Consider the following 20,832-nt stretch of genomic DNA (forward strand, 5'->3'; position numbering starts at 1 on the left):
TAAATGCTTACAGATTAAATATCATACCTAGCAAAATGTACTGATGGAGTTTTTAATTTATTTGGGTGCGGCTCTAAGGGACTTCCAAATAAAAAAATAATCAATCGGCTTTGGAGAGCAAGGGGAGCAGGGGGATAAATCAATTCAAAATTCAAAATTCAAAATTAAAGAACTTCTCCCTCCTGCCTCAAAACCAGTCAATTTGTACCTCATGCACTTGAAATATGCTGTAATTTTTGGATGTCCTAACGTAAGCATTTGGCATTGGATAAAACCACTATCCGACTTTTATATCCCTAGTTGAGCGGATCGAAACGCTGCAAGATGAGAGCTATAAACACCACTGGCAAACCTACACCCATGCAAATGAGAGCTTGGATAAATGTTAAAGGTGTGGTGTCAAACACTTGATTCATTATGCTCCACTGACTGAACAAACATTGTAAAATCACCACAGCCACAATTCCGATCGCAGGTGCATAGGCTACGGGTGTGCGCTTACCTTGGATTCTCACGACTAGAGATGGTAAAAACTGGGTAATGCTTAACAGGTAAAAGACTTCTGCTGCCACCAATCCATTAATCGCCATCGTGCGAGCTAAGGCTTCATTGCCTGTAGTTTGAAGTATCCATTGAAACACTCCAAAAATTACCACCCAATTGAAAACAGAAATCGCTAATATGCGCTTAAGTAAACTACCTGATAAAAGCTTTTCTCTAGGGTTGCGTGGTGGTTGCTGCATTACCTGTCCAGATTTTGGCTCAAAGGCGAGGGGAACAATCAACCCTACTGAACTGACCATGTTCAACCAGAGAATTTGGATTGGTAAGATGGGGAGCACAGTTGCCAGGAGAATGGCAATCAAAATCGTCATGGATTCTCCTACGTTGATCGGCAGCAAGAAGGCGATCGCTTTTCGTAAGTTGCGGTAAACACCTCGTCCTTCCTCCACGGCAGCTTCTATTGAGGCGAAGTTATCGTCAGTTAGAAGCATATCCGCCGATTCTTTGGCCACCTCTGCCCCGGCTATGCCCATTGCTACACCAATATCTGCCTGTTTGAGAGCGGGAGCATCATTGACACCATCTCCAGTCATGGCAACAATTTCACCCTGAGACTGCAAAGCTTTTACCAGATGCAATTTTTGTTCTGGGGCAACTCGCGCAAATACCATACCTTCCTCAGCCGCTTGGATGAATTCTTTTTCATCCATCTGAGCTAATTGCTGTCCGGTAAAGACCTGTGCTTTAGTCGAGCAAATTCCCATTTGGCGGGCGATTGCAGCTGCTGTGAGTGCATGATCCCCAGTGATCATCTTCACCTGAATTCCAGCAGATTGACAGGCTTTGGCTGCGGCGATCGCTTCTTCACGGGGCGGATCGATTATGCCTTGAAGTCCTAAAAACACTAGTCCTCGATCAATATCATGGCGCTTCAAGGAACCTTTGTTAGAGGTAACTTCTTTTCTAGCAAAAGCTAGCACTCGTAACCCTTGGTTTGCCATGCGATCAACTTCCTGTTCCACTGCGGCAGAATTGAGAGGAGCTTGTCCTTGAGTATCAAGCATCTGATCGCATCGTTGAAGAATTGCCTCTACAGAACCTTTGAGATAAATAATATTGAGCGATGCATCTAATTCATGCAAAGTCGCCATGTACTGGAATTGAGACTCAAAGGGAATGGTGTCTATTCTACGTAATTCTTGCTCTAGATTTGCTTGCGTCAATCCCGCTTTATTAGCAGCTGTAATCAATGCTCCCTCAGTTGGGGTTCCTACTAAGTCCCACTGTCCATCTCCCCATTCGATGTGAGAATCATTGCAGAGCAATCCTGCTTCCAGGGATTCCCAAAGAGCAATATGTCCATCTGTATTGAAATCAACAGGCTGTCCATTCATGAGGATTTCACCGTCTGGGACATAACCAATACCGCTAACGGTGTAGTGTTGTCCACCTGCATAAATGTTTTGAACCGTCATCTGATTCTCAGTTAATGTCCCAGTTTTGTCAGAGCAGATAACAGTGGTACTTCCCAAGGTTTCCACAGCGGGTAGCTTGCGAATAATCGCCTTACGTCGTGCCATCCGAGAAACTCCGATCGCCAACGTGACTGTAACAATCGCAGGTAATCCTTCTGGAATTGCGCTGACTACCAAAGCCACACTCGCTTTGAAAACATCAATCCAAGATTCACCCTGTCCTAATCCGACTGCAAATGTCAGGGCAGCTAAACATAAAATGACATACAACAAGCTTTTGCTAAACTTGTCAATATTTCGCGTCAGCGGTGTTTTCAGATTTGTGCTGCTTTCAATTAACTGTGAGATCCGACCGGTTTCAGTGGCATCTGCGATCGCTACTACAATCCCTTCTGCCTGTCCAAAACTAACGAAACTTCCTGCGTACACCATATTGCTTCGTTCAGCTAACGGTGTTTCCACAGCCAGCGATGCCGTTGCTTTCTCAACCGGAACGGATTCGCCTGTTAAGGCAGACTCGTCAACTTGCAACCCACGCACACTTAATAGCCGCAGATCGGCGGGTACTTTATCCCCAGATGCCAGCAATACCAAATCACCCAGAACAAGTTCAGTCGAAGCCAGACGGGTTTTTTGACCATCGCGAATCAAAGTTGCTTCGGTAGTGACGGCTTTGGATAAAGCAGCGATCGCACCTTCTGCTTTCGATTCTTGAATGTAGCCAATGATGACATTAATCAGGGTGACGGCAAAAATTACTCCCGCATCTATCCAATCTTTAAGCAGCAACGTCACCAGTCCTGCTGTCAGCAAAATATATAGTAGTGGTTGATTAAATTGCTCTAAAAATCGTAGCCAAGGACTTTTTCCACTTTTAGTAGTCAGTTGATTTGCACCCATCTGCTGATGTCGGGTGGTAGCTTCTTCATGGCTCAAACCTGCTTCCGGATGGCTGGCTAACGTTTGCACAACCTTTTGTTCACCCAGAGTATGCCATTCATAGTTGAGTAAATCTTCTGTTGTCTGGGCAAAAGTATTTGTAGCGATCGTATCTGCTGTCATCTCAGTCTCCAAAAACTAATTCGTAATTCGTAATTAAGATTCATCAAATTTATATAGATTTGTCTGTTTGAATCTGTACTTTTCTTTTTTCAAATTGGTGTTACTACGAGAATCTTTTGCTAAGTTCATAAATATGCCATTCCTGCACACCCCAATAACTGAGAATCGATTCTGCTTGCCAGATTTCATCTATTGTTCCTTCTACCTTCACCAAAAATTTTTCTTGGCAGGTGGCTGGCTTACAGAGTCTAGGTTGCCTTTCGGGAGCAAACCAACCTTGAAATGCGCCATAAACACTGCCAAAAATCGCACTCGCTCCACCCGCCAGCAGTGTACTCACCACAGATTCAATCGCTAATGCTGGTCCAAAACCGGGAATAACTAATACGCCAAGTCCGGCTGTTAGCGCCAGGAAGCCCCCAGTTGTTCCTCCTGTAATTGCGCCTGCTTTAGCTCCTTCGATCGGAGTTATGGGATGTTTACCCGCATTAGCATCCTCGTGTAACTTTTCGTCTTCAGAGTCTAAAGTGAACACAGAAATTTTCTGCATGGGAAAGTCAATTGCTCTGAGTTCATCAAGCACCTGTGTTGCAGCTTGACGGGTAGAAATGATTCCGATCGCATTTTTAACTGGACTGAAATTCATTACAACATCTCCTATCAAAATCAGTAAGTTTAAAATGAAGCTTTATTAATCTCCAAATAGTAAAAACTATAGTTTTATAGTGTGAGCATGAACCGTATTAGGTAAGAGATTCGTTTTAAACCTTAGTTAGCTTAGTTTCTCTGCTTCTTTTCCAGGATTGCTGATGAATGTGAACGAAAAGTGAATAAATTGCTTATCCTACTTAATTTCACTTTTAAATCACATTTGTCCCTCAAGCTAAAAGACAACAAATGTGAATGAAGTAATTGATTATTGGAGCTGGATATGAGTTTTAAGAAGATTTTGGTGGCGGTCGATGATTCACCTGCGACTGCAACAGTGTTTACAAAAGCGCTGGAGTTAGCCCAAAGAGATGCTGCTCAGTTAATGATTGGTTACAGCATTGAGCTAGTAACTTCTAGTCAACTCACTGTGAACTTAGTAGATCTGGAAATAGAAACACAACAGGCACAAAGTTTACTCCAGTTGTATTATCAGAAAGCGAAAATACTAGGCATTATGGCAGAATCTAGTTATCAAACAGGAGATCCTGGGACTAACATCTGTGATTTAGCCCGGAGTTGGGGAGCAGATTTGATTGTGCTTGGTCGTAGAGGACTTAAAGGATTTGCCGAACTTTTAGCAGGAAGTGTGAGCAATCACGTCGTTCATCACGCTCCATGTTCCGTCCTGGTTGTTCAACGTCAGTAGTTTCTTCACAACTGTCTACCAATCGCCAAAATTTTGCTGTTCAAACGTGAGTTTTATACGAATAGTATTCATTATGCTTTACAAGAAACAATCTAGTTTCCTCGTAGTCCACCAAAGAGACTTTACAGGGTTTATTTTATGGTAAGAAAATCAAGTTATTTTCTCTCCCTGTTCACCCTACTTTATCTGCCTACCTTCACCTGTAATTTTGGGGCTGGTCGATTACTAAGACTAGAATACATGGGATTATTTTTAGCAGTAATAACCGTTTTAATGCTGGTTTTTTTATCAACTCATACCCATGAAAATCTATACTGAAATCGAAATTCAGGCATCCGATAAGCAAGTATGGAACTTACTCACTGATTTTGCCAGTTTTCCACATTGGAATTTGTTGATTCGTCAAATTAGTGGTTCGCTGAGTGAAGGGGCACAGCTAACCGTTCACTTTCAGACTCCGGGTACAGATATTATGATCTTTCGACCTACTGTGATTACGGTAGAACCTAATCGTAAATTGCGCTGGTTAGGTCACTTTTTGATCCCAGGATTATTTGACGGTGAACATAGCTTTATCATTGAACCGTTAGCAAGCGATGTCTACGACGGGCTACGCCTACGCGTCCGCTTCATTCAGCAAGCATCTTTCCAGGGCTTACTAGTACCTCTGCTAGCTCGTCGATTAAATATTGACGTTCGCCAAGGGTTTGAAGCCATGAACCAAACATTGAAAACCAAGGCAGAACGCATTAATCAAACTATGACTACTTCATTAAATCGCTAAATCGCTGCTCTGTATTACCCGATCGCAGACCGAGCCGGAGCGGGAAAAATCAACAAAGCCGCGATCGCATAGAGTACAGAAACAGTACGCACCTTCATCGCTCTTCTCCAAACAATATCCCTGCAATTCCGGCTGAAACTTCACCACCTTGACGCAAGGAAGTGGATAGATGCATTACATACATATTAAATTTTCATGGTAAGCATTTAATGCAGTAAACAAAAAATAATACTTTTTTGCTTTCCATGACGCTCCATTCATGCAAGAACGTCATTAGTCAACAATTTCATAGCGTACTAACTTTCTAACATCCTCACGGGGTAGACCTAGTTCTTGGGCAATTGTCGCTTCTATTTGGCTGAATTCTATTGTTGGAAGTTCTAATTCCAGTCGCTTCAAGATGGGGTCTGCTGTTTCCACTTCTACCTGGGTAATTCTTTTAGTTCGGTTGACGGCAGCGTTAATGAGCAATACATTGACTGATACCCGTGCTTCAAGTTGAGTATCTGACTGAAGTTTTTTCTTCGTGGAGTAGGGTCGGCTTAACTCTTGAGCAGCTAGGAAATTACAGCCAACCCAAAACACAACCGCTACCAGTGGTAGAGGCAACCAAAACTCTAATCCCAGCCCTTGCAGCCAACGTTTACTAATACGCCACACACTACACCTGCTTCTGATTTTGCTAGATCATAGTTCATGTATATCCTAAAGAGGTAGACAATCCTTTGAAATCTGACTGATGAAAGACGTTGAGATTGCTTCAATAGATTATTCTAAACAAGCACAAGTATATAAAGGTGATGAAAATCTTACTGGTAGAGGATGATCCAAAACAATTAATGCCGTTACAAATGGTTCTCTCTCAGGCTGGACACAGCGTTGATGGTGTCAAGGATGGTGAAACCGCTCAATGGCTTTTGGCTGAAAAAGAATATGACCTGCTGATTTTGGATTGGATGTTACCTCGGATTAGTGGAGTAAGTTTGTGTCAACAGTATCGGGCGGCGGGAAAAACAGCTCCTGTATTAATGATCACGGCAAAAGATACCACACCTGATAAAGTCATAGGATTAGATGCCGGAGCAGATGATTACCTCGTCAAACCGATTGATATCGTGGAGTTCATGGCACGAGTGCGGGCATTGAGGAGGCGATCGCCACTCTGGCAAGGAGATACCCTCTGCTTGGCAGACCTGCAACTTCATCTCGATACACTAATTTTGGAGCGACAAGGGGCGCTCGTATCCCTTTCCAGCCAAGAATTTCAGTTGCTAGAGTACTTCATGCGTCATCCTAAGCAAGTCTTGACTCGCAACCAAATTGAGCAAGCCGTATGGGAGTGGGGTAGTGAGCCAGAAAGCAATGCAATCACCGTTTTAGTTCGTAAACTTCGCCAACGTTTGCAAACATTAGCAGCAGCCGAGTGGATTGAAACTGTTTACGGCATGGGCTATCGTCTAAACCCTCCAAAACCATCTTGAAATTTGATATAGCTGAGATTCAGAGTAGAGAATAGGAAGTAGTATAGTTTAATTACTCGAAAAGCATTGTAATTACGTTAGCGTAGCGGTAGCGAGTCCGCGTACTCTTTCAGAGAAGCAAGCTACGCTTTTAGCATCTCGTAGAAAGCGTCATTACGAATTACAAATTAGCATGAGTTGTGTTTAACCGCAGTCGTCGTAACTTAGCTCGTTGGTTTACCCTTTCAATGGGGTGCATTCTCATTCTCTTTGCTGGGGTCATTTACAATCTTGAGGTAAAAGACAAGCTTAAAGCATTAGATCAACTGCTTTATAAAAGAGCAGAGCTAATGGCAGCTAGTTCGCAGTATCGGCTGTATCAAGGACAAAAACAAGTCGATCTGAGCAATATACCGCTATTGGGTAGTGGTTCTCACCCTGCTGATATTGAACTGGTGTATATTCGCTGGTATGACCCCAATGGCAAACTCAAGCGGTTTTTTGGTACACCATCTCCAGAGCAGTTAGAAATAGCATCTGAGTTTCTCACGATTAAGTCTGTTGACCAGTTTACAGGTAAGACGCTTTGGCTTCGTCAAGTCACACTACCTGTTCAAGGCGGAAATTCAGTCATCGGTTATCTGCAAGTTGCTATCCCACTGACAGAAACTCAAAACGAACTCAGAGAATTTCAGTTAATATTGACGCTGGCTGTACCTGTAGCACTAGGGTTAATTGGACTTACAGGTTGGGTACTCAGTGGCATAGCTATGCAACCCGTTCAGCTAGCCTATAATCAACTGCAACGCTTTACATCAGATGCTTCTCATGAGTTGCGATCGCCTCTTTCTGCGATTTTGACCAATGCCCAAGTTGGGTTACTAATAGCAGCAGACTATCCCCAAATTCATCCCTCAGTGGAGAACATCATTGATAGCGCCAAGTCGATGAGTACCTTGGTCAATAACCTATTGCTGTTGGCTCGGCATCAGGGAAAATTAACTCCCGAATCTCTCAAAAAGGTTAATCTTAATAGCTTGCTAGAGAATTTAGCTGTTTATTACAATACTGTTGCTGCAAAAGCGTCGATCGAGTTGATCAGCCATTTACCAGAACAACCTATTGAGTTGTGGGCTGATCCCGATTTGCTGCGGCTAGCTGTGGAAAACTTACTCAACAACGCTTGCAATTACACTCCGTCTGGTGGAACTGTCTGGTTACGCTTAGAACCTCATCCCGATCGAGCAGTAATTCAGGTCATCGATACTGGAATTGGAATTCCAGAGGCAGATTTACCTTACATTTTTGATCGCTTTTACCGAGTTGATACAGAACGTGCCAGAGAAAGCGGCGGATTTGGGTTGGGATTAGCGATCGCTCAACAAATTGTCCAAGCTCATGGCGGTCATATTCATGTGATGAGCAATGAGGGTAAAGGCTCAACGTTCCAGATAAAATTACCGCTTATGAGCCATTCCTAAATCACCTTTAAGAGATGATTCATAATGAAAATTTAAAGCAAACAGCTATATTTAACGATTTGCTAACAGAGAAGGCAGTGTTAGCGAGTCGTTAAATTAATGCAAACGTGGACTATTACAAACAGGACTTACGCAAAAATAACGTAATTTCGTGATTACGAGCGATAGCGTTCGCGGAGCGTCTCGAAGAGAAGTAATCCCCCCTGACGCTCTTATTGCTTCCCTACACTCCGTTTCGGTCGCAATGACAATATCGGCGTTGCGTAAGTCCTAATAAATATAGCCGTAGCCACATAGGTTAGGACAATGTTGATTCCTAAAAGCCTTGATTTCACGCTTGTTTATACTCAGCACGGGCTAAACACCCCGCTACCGCTAACAGCACTTTGCTATACATCCTATTGAGCAAAGCTTCTTCAAAGGTGTAGGCGTCGATTGTTTGACAGATAATAGATTACTTCGAGACCGATGGCTACTCCTATCATGAATATTAAAACCCAGACAGTTTGTGGATCTGTTTGCAAAGCAAACCAAATTAACATTCCTAGTGCCACTAAACATATTCCAGCACCTAGAAGTGAAATCCACTGCTTGCTTTTCGTATAACGATGCATACGAGCATTAGCTAAATTAACCGCAGCAAATATCAAGAGAAACCCAGCACTACCCATCGTTGAGATCCGATTTATATCAAAAAAATTGGCGATGAGTAAAGTAATACCACTAGTAATAAATAAGCCAATTGAAGATTGATCTATGCCATTTATTTGGCTGCCAGAGTCAAATCCCTTAGATTGAGCAATAACAGAGCTAAAACGAGCTGAACCGTAGAGTGTTGCGTTACTAGCCGAGAGAGTTGATAAAAGAGCAGCAATAGTAATCAAAACTGATCCAAATTGCCCCATAATTGGTTTGGCAACTTTAGCCAGAGTATAATCTCTTGCTGCCAAAATCTGTTCTATTGGTTCTGTTCCTAATGTAACCAGTGCTATTAAAACGTAAAGCAAAATAACGAACCCGATTACAAAGTAATAAACTCGTGGCAAAGTATGTTTGGGATTGACAAGATCCTCTGCTGCATTGGCGATTAGCTCAAAGCCTTCATAAGACAAGAAGATTACCATTGCTCCTGCGAAAATTGACTGTAGCGACGATACTGAGACTGGTTCTAGATGGGAAATGTCGATATGACTACTTCCCATAGTAATGAACAGTATTAAAATCCCCAGTTTGAAGCTGACAATCCAGATTTGAGATTTACCAACATGATTGGCAGTTAATAGATTCAATCCAGTTGTCCCTAAAATTGCCAAGCTAATCAGTAAATGCTTCCAAATAGGTTGAGTAGACTCTGTGAATAGGCTAACTCCATAACTACCAAAAGCCTGCAAGTAAAAGGAAAGCATGACTACATAGCTAAACCATAGTAGAAGATTCAGTGTCCCACTAAACAGCCCTGAACCAAAAGCCTGGTTTAAAAAGGTTACTGTCCCGCCTCGACATGGATGAGCTACCGAAAGTTTTGCATAAGCATAAGTAGTTATCAAAGCTATTGTCCCGGCAATAACAAATGCTAGTGGTGCGCCTGTGTGAGCTATTTGAATTACAACTCCCAACGCTGGGAAAAGTCCACCGACAATGCCTCCGACACCCAACGCCCACACAGACCAAAAACCGATTTTTTTGCTTGACACCTGTAACCTCTTTAGGAATAGATAGTCTTATAGTCGTTGACCAACAGGCATATAATCAAGCTGAAATTAAACGGTTGGGAATATAGCAGTTCAAAGTTGAAAGGGTTTATATATCAAGTCTAGCTAGACTTCACCAACATAGAAAGGGCTATAGAAGCCTTAAATAAAGAATTTCACTCTACTGATATGGCGAGATTTATGCAGCGATTTGAGATTGGGAGTGGAGACTATACAGTTCGGTTAAAAAAGTTATCCGAACCGTATTGGCAGTGGAGACTGTACACCAGCTGACTTTTCCTATTAAGTCTCAAAAGACTTACTAATAGAGGATTTTGGATAAAGGGCTGCATATATCTAATACCTTCGCCAATTTACGAGGGTGAATTGATGTATTAACTCCCTTGTCTGTTAGGTTTGGCAAAAACAATAAGTCCTACAAATTCCTTCCAGGTTTTACGCAAGGTTTTTTTAACGTATTATCCGCAGTATCAAGGGTTTGAGCCTCTAACCTACCTTATATGCCTGACGTTGATGTATGGGTCATTTTGCCATTTTTGCCAAAATTTTTCTAAGCTCTTATTTTGGCAAAGGTATTGATATATAGTACAGTAATTAAAATTGGGTGTTAAAGGTGACAAGCAATATTGGACTGGTGAAAGAAAAATTTTGCGACTTGTTAGTTGGGCGATAACTTTATTAAGCTGAGTCGCAAAGCGATAACTTTGTTAAGCTGAGTCGCAAAGCGGCACGCTGCGCAAACGCTAACGCTGATTGAATGAGCGTGTGATGTCAAAAGATATACCCTAAGTCAAGTATTAGGCAAAACACTGTCAAAAATCCTCAGTAGAGTAACTATACTCAAGAATTCTAAATTAAGAGACTCGACGACGGCGGGAAATAAAGTAAACCCCCAACAAAGCAAGTCCTCCAAGAGTTGTAGGTTCGGGAACAGGATGAGGTTTAACACCAACAGATGGAATTTGAATAGGAACATACAACTTTTCAACCTCAACAGGTGGAATTTCAACCGCAACAGGTGGAATTTCAACCGCAACAGGTGGAGTTTTAACCACAACAGGTGGAGTTTCAACCGCAACAGGTAAAGTTACAACGCCAACAGGTGGAGTTTCAACGGCTTTGGAACAATTAGCCGAGCTATTTTTATTAGCAATTCCTAATGTTGCATTCGCGTCTAAACAGATACCGACTGTGGCCAAATCAGTGATTTGTACTCCCAGGTTGGCTTTTGCATCAGCTTGAGTACTTTGTTGATCAGCTTTAATTCCAACCGCAGCTTGACCAGTAGTTTGGACGATTTGTGTTGGGTTATCCAAGGACGGTAGTTTAACTTGATTTGGGTCTTTTACTTGTGCAGTTGTTTTAGAATCGGTTGCAACTCCAGCCAATTGTCCAACGCTGGTATTAGTTGTCTCTTGGACAGTAGCTTTAACGCCTTTTCCGACTTCAGCAGTAGCAGTATTAGTAGTTGTGGTTACACTTTGTAAAGTTTCAAAAGCAGCAGCTAAAGTATCAATCCCAACAGGTGGAGTTTCAACAGCTTTGGAACAATTAGCTGAGCTATTTTTATTAGCAATTCCTAATGTTGCATTCGCGTCTAAACAGATACCGACTGTGGCCAAATCAGTGATTTGTACTCCCAGGTTGGCTTTTGCATCAGCTTGAGTACTTTGTTGATCAGCTTTAATTCCAACCGCAGCTTGACCAGTAGTTTGGACGATTTGTGTTGGGTTATCCAAGGACGGTAGTTTAACTTGATTTGGGTCTTTTACTTGTGCAGTTGTTTTAGAATCGGTTGCAACTCCAGCCAATTGTCCAACGCTGGTATTAGTTGTCTCTTGGACAGTAGCTTTAACGCCTTTTCCGACTTCAGCAGTATTAGTGGTTGTGGTTACACTTTGTACTGTTTTAGGAACTTCAATTTTTGTGGCTGTTGTTATTGCAGTTATCAAGCTAGCTGAAGCAGGTGTGATAGCAGAAGATACTCCAAGCAAGCTAATAACAGTAACTAAAGCGTTAGCAGAAAATTGCTTATTCATTGATAACTCCAGGTAAAATCTTGATATTTGTTTCACTTCTCATGCTAAGTAGTCTGAGTAGCACTTGTAATTAGCGAATTTACTAGTTCTATTAATTGAATTTAAATTGGTGAAATAACGGCTAGTTTCCTTGAATTTCATGAAGAGTTAATAGGATTAATATTTTTGTTAGCAGTATTAACACTATTTAGAAATTATCTAAAAAAAAATATATGTAATCTTGCTATAAATCATTTAGAACACTTAGTCAAATAAAGCTTAACGGATGAGCAACGGTGGCAATACTACTTTGAGATCGGCTATGACGAAAAATTAGCAAAGCATAGGTGATAAATTGAGTGTTTCTGCGGAGTTTATCAATTTCCACACAGCTATCGAACCATTAAGGTGCTTGTTTGTTCTAATCAGCACCTTAATGGTTCAATAGCTTGCTTGCCGATTCCCTCAACTAAAAATCGTCCAAAGTATTGCTCAAAGCAACTTTACGTAAAGCAGTTTCAATTTCTGAAACCAGACTGACAGAAGTTGTAGAAAGAGGTTACGTTAAGTGTTAATCACAAGCCGCACCCCAGCCGCGATGGTAAAAGAATTAGCAATTTGCACCCGTGGACTAACTAAGCAATTTGACAGGCACGTTGCTGTCAATGATGTGGATTTAGAAATCCAGGCAGGGGAAGTATATGGATTGATTGGGCCGAATGGCGCGGGTAAAACAACTCTCATCCGCATGTTGGCGACTGCTGAGGAACCAACTACGGGTGAGATTTATATTAATGGCGATCGCTTACTCCGTGACAAGAGTAACCCCAAACTTAAGCGTCGTCTAGGCTACTTACCGGATGACTACCCACTATATGAGGATCTAACAGTCTGGGATTACCTAGATTATTTTGCGCGTCTCTATCGTTTACGAGAACCACGCCGCACTCAACGCCTACATGAAGTTTTAGAATTAATCCAACTTGGAAATAAACGCAATAGTCAGATTTCTACTCTGTCGCGGGGGATGAAACAGCGCTTAAGTTTAGCGCGAACAATCATCCACGAACCGATGTTACTACTACTAGATGAGCCTGTTTCTGGGCTTGACCCCATCGCCAGGATGCACTTTCGCGAAATCATCAAGGCTTTGCAAGAAGCTGGGATGACTGTAATCATTTCCTCCCATGTTCTCAGTGATTTAGCCGAACTGTGTACTTCTGTGGGAATTATGGAACTCGGCTTCTTGGTAGAAAGTACTTCCCTACAGCAACTTTATCAACATCTAGCTCATCAGCAAATTGTGATATCAACTCTGGGGAACCTAGAGGCACTTTTAAGGGAACTAAAACATCATCCTTTAGTAGAAGAGTGGGAGGTAATACCAGGAAAAAATAGCGTGCGGGTGAATTTTTCGGGCAAAGAGGAAGATAGTGCTGAATTGTTGCGATCGCTTATCAAAGCAGGCATTCCTCTAACTGATTTTCACTGCACGCAAGAAGACTTAGAAAGTATTTTCTTAAAATTAGGTCACAAACAAGCATCTTGATACGTCAATAAATATTACTCCTCATTTTTGAGAATTTTTTGCTATGATGCCCAATTTAATAGATAAAATCGGCGATTGGAATCCGCAACTATTGCGGGAACTCAAAGGACGACTGAAATTTTTTAATGTTGCGATCGCATTTGCAACTTCCCTACTACTGCAATTAGTAGTTTTTTTATATCAGTTCCGCGAATCTCCTGGGGATAGATATTCGTTAACTGCTCCATACTGTAATCTGCGTCAAGTATATGAACAGCAACAAAATCGACTCTATCAGCAATCAAATCAATCTATAATTGATGAATTCAATAATTTTATTTCAAATAATTTTTGTCCACAAAATGAAATTAATTGGCAGTTGTGGTGGCGAGACCATTGGGAATATATATTCCTCTCTTTTACTGTAATTTTTGGATTTACACTATTAGTTGCAGGAACTTATTTACTAATTAACGATTTAGCCAAAGAAGAAACTCGCGGTACGCTGAATTTTATCCGTCTTAGTCCCCAGTCAGAAACAAGTATATTGACTGGTAAGTTGCTAGGAGTTCCAAGTTTAATTTATCTGACTGTTTTAGTAGCAGTTCCTTTACATTTGTGGGCCGGACTTTCTGCCCAAATTGCCTTTAGCTACATTTTGAGTTATTACGCAACTCTTATTGCTAGCTGTATTTTCTTCTACAATGCCGCATTTCTATTTGCCTTAGTTAGTCGCTGGTTTAGTGGTTTTCAACCTTGGTTAGGTAGTGGTGCAGTTTTCCTTTTCTTGGTGATAACGTTTCAGATAACATCATCAGATCATTCAGGCGCTTGGTATAATTCAACGGCTTGGTTGAGGCTGTTTGCTCCTTGGAATGTAACAAATTATCTATTTCCTAACTTATTCCATCTAGACAAGGGTTCTACCTTGAAAAACTTGCAGTTTTTCTATTTACCATTAGGGACAAGTTTTGTTAGTGTTGTTTGCTTACATTTATTAAACTTTGGATTGTGCAGTTACGGTATTTTGCAAGCTCTTAAACGTTGCTTCCGTAATCCTCAAGCCTCAATAATCAGTAAGAAGCAAAGTTATTTACTAGTAACTTTTTGCCAATTTATGATATGGGGATTTACCCTACAAAATGGGAATAATAACACATGGGATGAACAGGTTGCGAAAAATTTCGTTTTGCTGGCAGTGTACAACTTGGTGTTGATTTTAAGTTTAATAGCAGTTCTTTCCCCTCATCGTCAAGATGTACAAGATTGGGCAAGATATCGACATCAGGGAGTTTCTAACCATAAGAGTGTTTGGCAGGATCTAATTTGGTCTGAAAAAAGCCCTGCACTTATAGCGATCGCTATTAATTTGACAATTGCTGCTATCCCCTGGTTAGTCTGGTTTTTACTTACATCTGTTGTTGACACAAACAATGGCCGAACTGAGATTGTTAACGAGATTGACAGATTTAAAGTACTTTTAACTATAGCTTTGTCCATCAGCTTAATGATGATTTACGCTACCATCGCCCAATTGATACTTTTGCTGAAAACTCCTAAGCGTTCTTTCTGGGCAATTGGGACTTTAGGTGCTGCAATATTCTTACCACCGATGATCCTAGAATTTATTGGTATCTCGTCGTGGAAATATTCTATTGTATGGATGTTTACAACTTTTCCTTGGGCAGCTGTAGAACACGCTGGAGTGACAACAGTTTTTATGGCACTCTTAGCTGATTTAAGTGTTCTAGCGTTGTTAAACTTCCAGCTGACAAGGCAGGTGAGGTTAGCAGGCGAATCTGCTATGAAAGCATTATTGGCAGGACGTTAGGTAAGTAGTTATCGATAAAGTTAGAACCCCGATTTTTTGAGAAGTCGGGGTTCTTGTTTTTCATGAATGATTTAAGACTGCTATATTATCTATTATTTGCCTACATCCACTGTGAAATTTTTAATCAGCACAAGGTCGTAAGAATCTAAGAATTATGCTAAATATCCCTACTCAAGACTTACGCCACACAGCTATCCAGTTTTTAGAACAAAATCCCCCACAGCGTCTACAAACTCTTAAGCAACTAGGCATAGCTCGTTATGATTTTTTAACCAAAATACAACTAAATGAAGCCAATATCATCTGTATAATGCGGTTTTTTAAATATCCTAGTCAGTTAAAGTTTCCTAATCTTATGGAAGCAGATTTATCTGGTTTAATTTTAGATGGTGTAAACTTCATCCGAGGAAATTTGTCAGGAGCAAATCTACAAGGTAGCAGTTTAGTCAATGCAGATCTTTTATTTGTAAATTTTACGAAAGCTGACTTAAGAAATGCAGATTTACGAGGTGCAACTTTGAACGAGACTATTTGGTTAGAGACTCTAGTAGATAAGTGTCAGCTTGGTGTAGGTACTGGTTTAAATCACTTACAACGTCAAGATTTACAACTACGCCAAGCTATATTTAATTCTTGAGAAGTTAGTAATGAAAGCACAAAAAATTATAAGATTATTGAATTGAAATTCATCTGGATGAGTTAATGAGTATTAAGTTACCCCAAAAATTGATGTTGTTAGGTTCAGGAGAACTAGGCAAAGAATTTGCGATCGCTGCTCAACGTCTTGGTAATTATGTGATTGCTGTTGACCGCTATGCCAATGCTCCAGCGATGCAAGTTGCTGATGCTTATGACGTTATTTCTATGCTCAGTGCTGATGATTTAGAAGCTGTAGTGACAAAACATCAGCCAAATATTATTATACCAGAAATTGAAGCAATCAGGACAGAAAAACTTCTAGAATTTGAACAGCGAGGGATTACAGTTATTCCGACTGCGGCTGCCACTAACTATACAATGAACCGCGATAGAATTAGGGAGCTGGCACACCAAGAATTGGGCATTAGAACAGCTAAATATGGTTATGCAACAACTCTAGAAGAATTAATTGCAGTTTCGGATAAAATTGGCTTTCCCAATGTTGTTAAACCTGTGATGTCATCCTCTGGTAAAGGTCAGTCTGTAGTCCAGGATAAAACTGAAGTTGAGAAAGCTTGGAATTATGCGATCGCTAATTCTAGAGGAGATAGTCAAAAGGTAATTGTAGAAGAATTTATTAACTTTGAAATTGAGATAACTTTACTGACAATTAAACAGTGGAATGCACCGACAATTTTCTGCTCTCCTATTGGTCATCGCCAAGAAAGAGGCGATTATCAAGAATCGTGGCAACCCGCAGAAATTTCTGAAGATAAAATATTAAAATCCCAAGAAATAGCTATAAAAGTTACTAATACCTTAGGAGGAGCCGGAATATTTGGTGTTGAATTTTTCATTACCAAAGATGAAGTGATTTTTTCTGAACTTTCCCCCAGACCGCACGATACGGGAATGGTGACATTAATCTCACAAAATCTCAATGAATTTGAATTACATCTACGAGCTATTTTAGACTTGCCAATTCCTCACATAGAACAGCTAGGAGCCTCAGCCAGTGCGGTAATTTTAGCATCAGAAAAATCTGATTCTATTGCTTTTGGTGGTGTAGCCGATGCTTTGTCAGAAAAAGATGTAGATATTAAATTATTTGGTAAACCTAATGCTCATCCATATCGACGAATGGGAGTAGCTTTGGCAAAGGGTGTGAATGTCCAAGAAGCTAGGGAAAAAGCTACTAGAGCTGCAAGTAAAATTAAATTGGTCTAATTAGTTGTACTATAGCGGTTCTTAGATGGGTGCAATGCGGAACGACTTATTTTTACCTAAGTTTTTTGTTCTAATTGCTCACACAATTCTAACAACGTAGGATCATTATCTGACTCTATTAAGAACTCTACTAATGCCAGTTACTCATGATTAAGCTTCGGTTTTTGACCTCCACCATAAGGCTTTGCCTCAACTGTTCGACTATTATAGTATCGTCTGAGTAAACTTGGAACAAAACTCAAGCTGACGCTAAATTTTTTTACTAGTTGTCGTTGAAAGCTTTGTTGATTGTTATCGGACAATGCCCTTGATTTTTCCATACAGTAATACCTTGGGCAACGTTGTTTTGGCTGTTTTTTCGTAAACATTTATCCGGTTGATCGCCAATCAGGTCAAAGAGCAATTCGGGGGATCTCTGAAACATCTAATAAAAAATGGGGTCACGCCGCATACTGCTTGCACTCTATCAACTTGAGCAAGTGTACTATCAAATGACTTTCAATATACGCTAGCAGGAATTGATAACTGATTAAGTCAATAGTTGGGTAGCGAGGGCGGTAAAATTAATGATATTAATTAGCATTAATTTCTGAGCATTTACCAGTCACAAACTATGACTATTACCTTAACATTGGAACAGGAAACAGACCTTTGGGCAGAAGCTAGACAAAACAGCCAGCAAACTTCATTAGAGCCATTTGAATTCTATCGTCAAATACCCAAGCAACTGGGCAAAGGATATGTGCGAGATATTGAGGTGTATCCCCAACTGTGGCTGGGGATTGATAACTACGAATATTACGATGACATCTTGTCTCCAGACGATGAAGGCGTTCACCCTTTGCAATTTGCAGTTCGCCTTTCAGGCACAACTAAAGATGAATACGGAGGGCAATTAGGGGAAGGATACACACTTATTTCTGGTGGTGGCATTCAAAAAAAGATAACTCTTTTAAATTCGCAATCAAATGTGGGTATTGGCTTCGATATGCCACCTGAGTTATTAGCAACCTTTTTCCCGACTGGTGATGGAGAAATTTTACCGCAACTACGTTTTTTGGCAAAAACTAATGAGTGGCAAACATTACTTTACCCAAAAAATACAACTGCAATCCAGATGGTGGCACAGCAAATCGTCAATTGTCCCTACCACGGGATGACAAGGCGTTTGTATTTGCAGGGGAAGGTGCTAGAGTTGATGGCACTGCAACTTGCCCCCTTTTTAGCTGAACAAACTGGAGTGCAACCATCACCAAGATTAAAGAATACAACGATTGCTCGCATTCATGACGCTAAGGAAATTTTGCTCTCACATTTAGATAATCCACCATCAATATTAGAATTGTCGCAAATGGTGAGAGTGAGCGATCGCACTCTCAAACGTGGATTTCGAGAATTATTTAACACAACAGTGTTTGGCTATCTGACTAATAAACGTATGGAGCTAGCACAGCAATGGTTACAGCAGGGCACTCATACTGTAAAAGAAGTCGCTATGTTAGTGGGCTACACTAATCCTGTTCACTTTGCTGTTGCATTTAAACGCCAATTTGGGATCACACCTAGCGAGTGTATGGGAATAATGAGAATTGAGCGATCGCTATCTAATACTTGGCTATGGTTACTAATTTTTCTGCCGTTGTTGATAGCACAATCTGTACAAGCACAAGTTAAACAGAATCAGCCAACATCAATTTCTAGTAGGGATTTCAAAGCGACTGCTGATTCTTCTGCTAGTAATAGAAGAATTAGGCAACTAAGCGAGATTGAACACCCAGCCACCAATGCCAGTGGATTGCTTTCGCAATCGTCAACTCCACAAGCAACGCCTGCATCAGGAATTGTACAAATAAAGGGGGTGAAAGCTAATCCTACGGATAAAGGCGTGGAGGTGATTTTAGAGACACCTATTGGTGCTCAACTGCAAGTCACAAATCGCAGTACAGGCAATAATTTTATTGTCGATGTAGCTGGTGGACAGTTACGTTTACCTGATGGCAATGCTTTTACATTTCGTTCTCAAAAACCAGTTGCAGGAATTACTGAAATAACGGTTACGAATATTGATGCAAATACTGTGCGGGTAACAGTGGTGGGTGTTGCGGCATTACCAACGGTTGAGTTATTTGATGATAATACCGGGCTAGTTTTTGCAGTAGCAACTACAGCAACTGCAATGCAGCCACCTCAAACACTACAAACTCAAGAAAAGCCAGCAAGCCAGACACCGCAGGAGACACCAACGACACAAGATGATGAGCCGATTAAGTTAGTCGTCACGGGTGAGCAAGATGGCTATCGCGTGCCGGACACTATTGCGCGACTCCTTTTATGCCGTTGATGCCACCATTGGCAATTATGACTTCTATCAAGGTGCAATTGATTTATCTGGACCGTTGAATAGCTCCAAAAGCCTGTTGTATCGTCTGAATGTGGGCTACCTGAATCGAGACAGTTTTGTCAATTTGTATGAGCGAGAGAAATTCGCGATCGCTTCCGCGCCGGACTCAATTTTAGAAATCTGTTCGATGTCAATTATTTGGAGGCTTCCGATTATAAATTCGGCAATTTTTATGGTGAGCCGTTCACGTTACAGGGCACGATTTCGTGGCAGTTTTGACCCCACTCATACTCGTTCCATTGAGTTAAATACAGGATATTTATACCTCAAATCAAATAATCAAACCGGACAAATGAAGAAGGCGATCGCCTCTAACTGTCAATAGTTAGGGATAAATCGCGGTAAAATTATTGCTATAAATTTGCATTAGTTTTTGAGTGTCAAATATGACCATTACCCTGACAACAGAATGTGATGAGTGGTGGGTAGAAGCTGCCAAAAACAGCCCGCAAAACCCATTAGAGCCATTTGAATCATATTGTCAACTACCTAAGCAACTAGGCAAAGGCTATGAGCGAAATATCGAAGTTTATCCCCAAGTGTTGCTTTCAATTGGGGATTGTGAATATCACGATGATATATTAGGGAAAGTTCCTGAATCGAATCATCCTCTGCAATTTGCTGTCCAGCTTTTAGGAAATAACGCAGACTATACACTGATTTCTGGTGCTGGCGTTCAACGCTCATGGATGTCGATGACTCCAAAATCACGGAGTGTGGGCGTTAATATTGAAATGCCACCTGAGTTATTAGGAACATTTTTCCCAATAACTGGTGGTGAAATTTCTTCCCAGTTCAGCCTATTGGCGAAAGGTAATGACTGGCAGGTAATACTAGAGCCTAAAAAGACTAGTGCTGTTACCTGTGTGGTACAACAAATCATGTATTGTCCCTATCAAGGAATCGCCAAGTTGATGTTTTTGCAGGTGAAAGTGCTGGAACTGCTTTGCTTGCAGTTAACTCCCCTGCTTGTGGATCGAGGTGGAGTGCAAAGCTCGCCACGACTCAAGCCGGAAACTATTACCCGAATTTACCATGCCAAGGACATTTTACTCTCCCGTCTAGATAATCCACCATCGCTACTAGAATTGGCGCAAATGGTGGGGGTGAGCGAGCGGACTTTGCGTTATGGGTTTCGAGAATTATTTAACACAACAGTGTTTGGTTATCTCACCGAGCAACGGATGAAACAAGCAGAGCAACTTTTGCGGGAGGGTAAGTTGAGTATTGCCGAAGTTGCCAATTTGATTGGTTATTCTCAGAGGATGTTTTAAAAGTCCAAGAAAGTAAAAACTCATGCGAGTCGTCGAAGCATAATACGTATCATCGCAATATAAATAAAAGTCTCGGAGG

Annotated in this window: 18 protein-coding genes; 11 read left to right on the plus strand and 7 right to left on the minus strand. The window is 41.1% G+C overall.

Features of this window, described 5'->3' with window-relative positions; genetic code table 11:
* Window positions 1–296: 296 nt before the first annotated feature.
* Complete coding sequence (locus tag V7K89_RS17860; RefSeq protein ID WP_335189350.1) at window positions 297–3,041, minus strand: cation-transporting P-type ATPase; 2,745 nt, start codon at window positions 3,039–3,041, stop codon at window positions 297–299.
* A gap of 103 nt (window positions 3,042–3,144) precedes the next feature.
* Entirely contained in the window at window positions 3,145–3,687 is a 543-nt protein-coding gene (locus tag V7K89_RS17865; protein ID WP_335189352.1) for a hypothetical protein, read from the minus strand.
* Between the two features lie 285 nt (window positions 3,688–3,972).
* Here V7K89_RS17865 and V7K89_RS17870 point away from each other — a divergent pair, with 285 nt between their 5' ends.
* Both V7K89_RS17870 and V7K89_RS17875 read left to right on the plus strand, forming a co-directional pair.
* On the plus strand, window positions 3,973–4,398 hold the full coding sequence (locus V7K89_RS17870; RefSeq protein WP_335189354.1) for a universal stress protein: 426 nt from the start codon (window positions 3,973–3,975) through the stop codon (window positions 4,396–4,398).
* 301 nt (window positions 4,399–4,699) lie between these two features.
* Window positions 4,700–5,182, plus strand: coding sequence for an SRPBCC domain-containing protein (locus tag V7K89_RS17875; RefSeq protein WP_335189356.1), 483 nt, complete (start codon window positions 4,700–4,702; stop codon window positions 5,180–5,182).
* On the opposite strand, the gene V7K89_RS17880 is transcribed toward V7K89_RS17875, so the two are convergent.
* Both V7K89_RS17880 and V7K89_RS17885 read right to left on the minus strand, forming a co-directional pair.
* A complete protein-coding gene (locus tag V7K89_RS17880) occupies window positions 5,171–5,329 on the minus strand; it encodes a hypothetical protein (RefSeq protein ID WP_335189358.1) in 159 nt (52 codons plus the stop codon). The genes V7K89_RS17875 and V7K89_RS17880 overlap by 12 nt on opposite strands.
* A gap of 126 nt (window positions 5,330–5,455) precedes the next feature.
* Window positions 5,456–5,842 carry a hypothetical protein gene (locus V7K89_RS17885; protein ID WP_335189360.1) on the minus strand — a complete coding sequence of 129 codons (387 nt, stop codon included), beginning with the start codon at window positions 5,840–5,842 and terminating at the stop codon, window positions 5,456–5,458.
* Between the two features lie 140 nt (window positions 5,843–5,982).
* Here V7K89_RS17885 and rppA point away from each other — a divergent pair, with 140 nt between their 5' ends.
* Entirely contained in the window at window positions 5,983–6,663 is a 681-nt protein-coding gene (gene rppA / locus V7K89_RS17890) for a two-component system response regulator RppA (protein ID WP_335189362.1), read from the plus strand.
* A gap of 179 nt (window positions 6,664–6,842) precedes the next feature.
* Window positions 6,843–8,123: a sensor histidine kinase gene (locus V7K89_RS17895; RefSeq protein WP_335189364.1), complete on the plus strand. Its 1,281-nt coding sequence runs from the start codon at window positions 6,843–6,845 to the stop codon at window positions 8,121–8,123.
* Window positions 8,124–8,539: 416 nt separating this feature from the next.
* Here the strand turns inward: V7K89_RS17895 and V7K89_RS17900 are convergent, their stop codons facing one another.
* On the minus strand, window positions 8,540–9,817 hold the full coding sequence (locus V7K89_RS17900) for an APC family permease (protein ID WP_335189366.1): 1,278 nt from the start codon (window positions 9,815–9,817) through the stop codon (window positions 8,540–8,542).
* A gap of 872 nt (window positions 9,818–10,689) precedes the next feature.
* Window positions 10,690–11,874 carry a PEP-CTERM sorting domain-containing protein gene (locus tag V7K89_RS17905; RefSeq protein ID WP_335189368.1) on the minus strand — a complete coding sequence of 395 codons (1,185 nt, stop codon included), beginning with the start codon at window positions 11,872–11,874 and terminating at the stop codon, window positions 10,690–10,692.
* A gap of 577 nt (window positions 11,875–12,451) precedes the next feature.
* Here V7K89_RS17905 and V7K89_RS17910 point away from each other — a divergent pair.
* From V7K89_RS17910 to purT, 4 genes are all read left to right on the plus strand, one after another.
* Window positions 12,452–13,402, plus strand: a complete 951-nt coding sequence (locus V7K89_RS17910) for an ABC transporter ATP-binding protein (RefSeq protein ID WP_335189388.1) — start codon at window positions 12,452–12,454, stop codon at window positions 13,400–13,402.
* A 43-nt stretch (window positions 13,403–13,445) separates the two neighbouring features.
* Window positions 13,446–15,212, plus strand: a complete 1,767-nt coding sequence (locus tag V7K89_RS17915; protein WP_335189370.1) for an ABC transporter permease subunit — start codon at window positions 13,446–13,448, stop codon at window positions 15,210–15,212.
* 154 nt (window positions 15,213–15,366) lie between these two features.
* The gene (locus V7K89_RS17920; protein ID WP_335189372.1) at window positions 15,367–15,849 is read left to right on the plus strand and encodes a pentapeptide repeat-containing protein; all 483 of its coding nucleotides are present in this window, start codon (window positions 15,367–15,369) and stop codon (window positions 15,847–15,849) included.
* A 65-nt stretch (window positions 15,850–15,914) separates the two neighbouring features.
* Entirely contained in the window at window positions 15,915–17,078 is a 1,164-nt protein-coding gene (purT, locus tag V7K89_RS17925; protein ID WP_335189374.1) for a formate-dependent phosphoribosylglycinamide formyltransferase, read from the plus strand.
* 262 nt (window positions 17,079–17,340) lie between these two features.
* Here the strand turns inward: purT and V7K89_RS17930 are convergent, their stop codons facing one another.
* Complete coding sequence (locus tag V7K89_RS17930; RefSeq protein WP_335189376.1) at window positions 17,341–17,502, minus strand: hypothetical protein; 162 nt, start codon at window positions 17,500–17,502, stop codon at window positions 17,341–17,343.
* Between the two features lie 189 nt (window positions 17,503–17,691).
* On the opposite strand from V7K89_RS17930, the gene V7K89_RS35935 reads away from it, so the two are divergent.
* The 3 genes from V7K89_RS35935 to V7K89_RS17945 all read left to right on the plus strand — a co-directional run bounded on the left by V7K89_RS35935 (window position 17,692) and on the right by V7K89_RS17945 (window position 20,753).
* The gene (locus tag V7K89_RS35935) at window positions 17,692–19,419 is read left to right on the plus strand and encodes a helix-turn-helix domain-containing protein (RefSeq protein ID WP_442941704.1); all 1,728 of its coding nucleotides are present in this window, start codon (window positions 17,692–17,694) and stop codon (window positions 19,417–19,419) included.
* On the plus strand, window positions 19,370–19,804 hold the full coding sequence (locus tag V7K89_RS35940; RefSeq protein ID WP_442941705.1) for a hypothetical protein: 435 nt from the start codon (window positions 19,370–19,372) through the stop codon (window positions 19,802–19,804). Before V7K89_RS35935 ends, V7K89_RS35940 begins: the two co-directional genes overlap by 50 nt.
* A 61-nt stretch (window positions 19,805–19,865) precedes the next feature.
* Window positions 19,866–20,753 (plus strand): helix-turn-helix domain-containing protein, encoded by an 888-nt coding sequence (locus V7K89_RS17945; protein ID WP_335189378.1) that lies wholly within the window; start codon window positions 19,866–19,868, stop codon window positions 20,751–20,753.
* Window positions 20,754–20,832: the final 79 nt, after the last annotated feature.

It is taken from the genome of Nostoc sp., assembly GCF_036917515.1.
In the GTDB taxonomy this organism is placed as follows: Bacteria; Cyanobacteriota; Cyanobacteriia; order Cyanobacteriales; family Nostocaceae; genus Nostoc.

Bases quoted from the DNA above. Each gene is read 5' to 3' on its own strand.
- purT (WP_335189374.1), top strand. From the start codon at position 15,915: ATGAGTATTAAGTTACCCCAAAAATTGATGTTGTTAGGTTCAGGAGAA.
- V7K89_RS17930 (WP_335189376.1), bottom strand. From the start codon at position 17,502: ATGTTTCAGAGATCCCCCGAATTGCTCTTTGACCTGATTGGCGATCAA.
- V7K89_RS17915 (WP_335189370.1), top strand. From the start codon at position 13,446: ATGATGCCCAATTTAATAGATAAAATCGGCGATTGGAATCCGCAACTA.
- V7K89_RS17870 (WP_335189354.1), top strand. From the start codon at position 3,973: ATGAGTTTTAAGAAGATTTTGGTGGCGGTCGATGATTCACCTGCGACT.
- V7K89_RS17945 (WP_335189378.1), top strand. From the start codon at position 19,866: ATGACCATTACCCTGACAACAGAATGTGATGAGTGGTGGGTAGAAGCT.
- V7K89_RS35935 (WP_442941704.1), top strand. From the start codon at position 17,692: ATGACTATTACCTTAACATTGGAACAGGAAACAGACCTTTGGGCAGAA.
- V7K89_RS17860 (WP_335189350.1), bottom strand. From the start codon at position 3,041: ATGACAGCAGATACGATCGCTACAAATACTTTTGCCCAGACAACAGAA.
- V7K89_RS17905 (WP_335189368.1), bottom strand. From the start codon at position 11,874: ATGAATAAGCAATTTTCTGCTAACGCTTTAGTTACTGTTATTAGCTTG.
- V7K89_RS17920 (WP_335189372.1), top strand. From the start codon at position 15,367: ATGCTAAATATCCCTACTCAAGACTTACGCCACACAGCTATCCAGTTT.
- V7K89_RS17910 (WP_335189388.1), top strand. From the start codon at position 12,452: ATGGTAAAAGAATTAGCAATTTGCACCCGTGGACTAACTAAGCAATTT.
- rppA (WP_335189362.1), top strand. From the start codon at position 5,983: ATGAAAATCTTACTGGTAGAGGATGATCCAAAACAATTAATGCCGTTA.
- V7K89_RS35940 (WP_442941705.1), top strand. From the start codon at position 19,370: ATGGCTATCGCGTGCCGGACACTATTGCGCGACTCCTTTTATGCCGTT.
- V7K89_RS17865 (WP_335189352.1), bottom strand. From the start codon at position 3,687: ATGAATTTCAGTCCAGTTAAAAATGCGATCGGAATCATTTCTACCCGT.
- V7K89_RS17875 (WP_335189356.1), top strand. From the start codon at position 4,700: ATGAAAATCTATACTGAAATCGAAATTCAGGCATCCGATAAGCAAGTA.